Annotated in this window: 2 protein-coding genes; both read left to right on the top strand. The window is 71.2% G+C overall.

Features of this window, described 5'->3' with window-relative positions; translation table 11 throughout:
* The coding region (locus tag D7V93_RS40975; protein WP_120648419.1) for a beta-propeller domain-containing protein at window positions 1-2,049 on the top strand (2,049 nt) is incomplete at its 5' end.
* A 99-nt stretch (window positions 2,050-2,148) separates the two neighbouring features.
* Window positions 2,149-3,084: MATE family efflux transporter (locus tag D7V93_RS40970; RefSeq protein ID WP_120648418.1), on the top strand; the 936-nt coding region annotated here is incomplete at its 3' end.

Raw genomic sequence — 3,084 nt, 5'->3', positions numbered from 1 at the left:
CCCGTGCAGCAGTCGCTGCGGCTGGAGGGGTTCAACGACTGCCAGGCGCTGGAGAAGTACATCGAGGACACCGCGTCCAAGCAGATGCGCGCGAGCCTGGAGCAGCAGAAGCCGGGGTATTGGGAGCGGTTCGGCCGCAACCGGGGCATCGACTTCGGCGGCATGCCCCCCGAGGTGACCGCGGGTGACTCCGCGGGTGGAGGCTCGGCGCCGCAGGCCCCGAAGGACTCCACCGGCACCAACAACCAGGTGGAGGGCGTGCACGAGTCGGACTTCGTGCAGAACGACGGCACGCGCATCTTCGTGCTGTCGGGCAACCGGCTCTACGCGCACCGCTCGTGGCCCGCGGAGCAGCTCACGCTGGCGGGCTCGCTGGAGGTGGAGGGCTGGCCTCGGGAGATGCTGCTGGATGAGCACCAGCGGCTGGTCATCGTCTCGCAGGTGCACCAGGGCCTCGCGGGCAAGCCGTCCGGCGGCTACTACGGCGGCGGCTTCGCGGGGGATGTCGCCTCGCCGGCGATGGACTGCGCGGGCTTCGGCTGCTCGTACTACTCCGCCGACAGCACCAAGGTGACGACGGTGGACGTGTCCGACGTGGCGAACCCCACGGTGGTGGATCAGGTCTACCTGCCGGGCCTCTTCACGCAGGCGCGCCGCGTGGACAGCGCCGTGCGCTTCGTGCTCGCCGACACCTTCCGCTGGCCGGAGGAGGTGAAGCTGTGGGTGGACTACTCGGAGGAGCTCTACAAGGACGAGGACAAGCTGGAGGACGCCATCGATGCGCAGATGGAGCGCAACGAGAAGCTGATCCGCGCGAACACGTTGGACCAGTGGTTGCCCGCGGGCAAGCACGTGGACACGGCCGGCGTGACGACGGCGCTGCCGGTGGCGTGCGGTGACTTCTACCGGAGCAACGCGCCGTCCGCGCTGGGCTTCGTGACGGTGGCCTCCCTGGACCTGGACGCGCGCACGGCGGCGCCGGGGCGCACCCACCTGGTGGCGGAGCCGGGCACGGTGTACGCGTCCAAGGACTCGCTCTACCTCGCGCACTCGCACTACTGGTGGTGGCCGGAGCCGGGGCAGAAGGACTTCACCTACGTGCACAAGTTCGACACCCGCCAGCCGGGCCGCGCGGTGTACGTGGGCTCTGGCACGCTGGAGGGCGCGCCCGTCAACCAGTTCGCCCTGGACGAGCACGAGGGCGTGCTGCGCATGGCCACCACGGTGACCACCCGCCTGCCGGAAGAGGACCACCCGTCGTGGTGGTGGGGCCGCACGACGACGGTCAGCCGCGTGACGACGATGGGCGAGAAGAACGGGCACCTGGTGGAGCTGGGCCGCAGCGAGGACCTGGCGGAAGGCGAGCGCATCTTCAGCGCGCGCTTCGCGGGCCCGCGCGGCTACGTCGTCACCTTCCTCCAGGTGGATCCGCTCTTCACCTTCGACCTGAGCGACCCGGCGCACCCGCGCAAGGTGGGCGAGCTGAAGGTGCCGGGCTTCGCCACGTACCTGCACCCGGTGGGCGACCACCACCTGCTGACCCTGGGCGTGCACACGGAGGCCAACGGCGGCTGCTGCGGGGAGCGTTCGGTCAAGCTGTCGCTCTTCGACGTCAGCGACCTGGCGCACCCGAAGGAGACCCACACCCAGCTCGTGGGCACCGCGTACGGCTGGAGCGAGGCGCTCTACCAGCACAAGGCGTTCAACTACTTCGCGGCCAAGGGGCTGGTGGCCATCCCCTTCACGGACTACTCGCCCAACGGCTACTACGGCGAGGACTACTGGAGGAGCTTCCGCACGGAGCTGCGCGTGTTCCGCGTGGACCTGGCGACGGGCATCTCCCCGGTGGGCGCGGTGTCCATGTCGGACCTGTTCGAGCGCTCGGGGTCGCCGCAGTGGAGCTGGTACTACGTGCCGGACGTGCGTCGCAGCGTGATGGCGGACGACTACGTCTACGCCATCAGCGACGGCGGCCTGCGCGTGGCGAAGGTGGACAGCCTCCAGACGCCGCTGGTCACCACGCGCTTCCCCCGGGTCACCAACCCCTGAGGGGGTGACGGCCCGGTGGCGGGCGGTCAGGCGGGGAGGGGAGGCGCGTCCGTCGCTCGGGCAGCGCAATCCCCGCCCGAAGAGGCTATAGGCCCCGCCATGTCGTCCGATGCCACCGAGCCGTCCGTCGTGTCGTCCCCCTCGGTCCGGAACCGGGGGGAGCTGCGCGCCCTGCTCGCGCTGGCCCTGCCGCTGTGCATCGCGCAGGCGGGCCAGTCGCTCATGGGCCTGGTGGACACGCTCATCGTCGGCCGGGCTGGCACGTCCGCGCTGGCCGCGGTGGGCCTCAGCCACAGCCTCTTCTTCGCCGTCAGCAGCTTCGGCATGGGGCTGATGATGGGCGTGGATCCGCTGGTGTCGCAGGCCATTGGCGCCCGCAACCCGGTGCGGGCGCGCGGCGTGCTCTGGCAGGGCGTGTGGCTGTCCGCGGTCGTGGGCGCGGTGCTGTGGGCGGTGCTCATCACGGTGCCGTCCGCGCTGCCGTGGGTGGGCGTGGCCGAGGAGCAGATCGTCCAGGTGCGCGCCTTCCTGCACTTCCGCGCCCCCAGCCTGCCGCTGATGCTCATCTTCCTCACGGGGCGCGCGTACCTGCAGGCCATCGGGAATCCCCGGCCGCTGGTGGTGTCCACCGTGGTGGCCAACGTGCTGAACCTCCTGATGGTGCCGCTGTTCGTCTTCGGCGGGGAGATCCTGCCCGCGTGGGCGGGCCCCCTCACGCGCGTGCCGGCGATGGGCGCGGCGGGCGCGGCGCTGTCCACGCTGCTGTGCACGGCGATGGAGGTGCTCATCGTGGCGCGCGCGATCCGCGGGATTCCGGTGCCGGGGACGCCTTCCCTGTTGCCGGTGGTCGCGGATCAGCTGCGGGCGTTCCGGGTGGGGCTGCCCATTGGCCTGCACATCGCGGCGGAGGTGGGCGTCTTCGCGCTGGCGGGCGTGCTGGCCGCGCGGCTGGGGCCGGCGAGCGTGGGCGCGCATCAGATCGCCATCGCCTTCGCGAGCCTCACCTTCACGATGGCGCTGGGCATTGGCAACGCG

This window comes from Corallococcus llansteffanensis, assembly GCF_003612055.1.
GTDB lineage: Bacteria > Myxococcota > Myxococcia > Myxococcales > Myxococcaceae > Corallococcus > Corallococcus llansteffanensis.
Note: the sequence above shows the minus strand (reverse complement) of the source record. Positions and strands in the feature narration are given on the sequence as shown.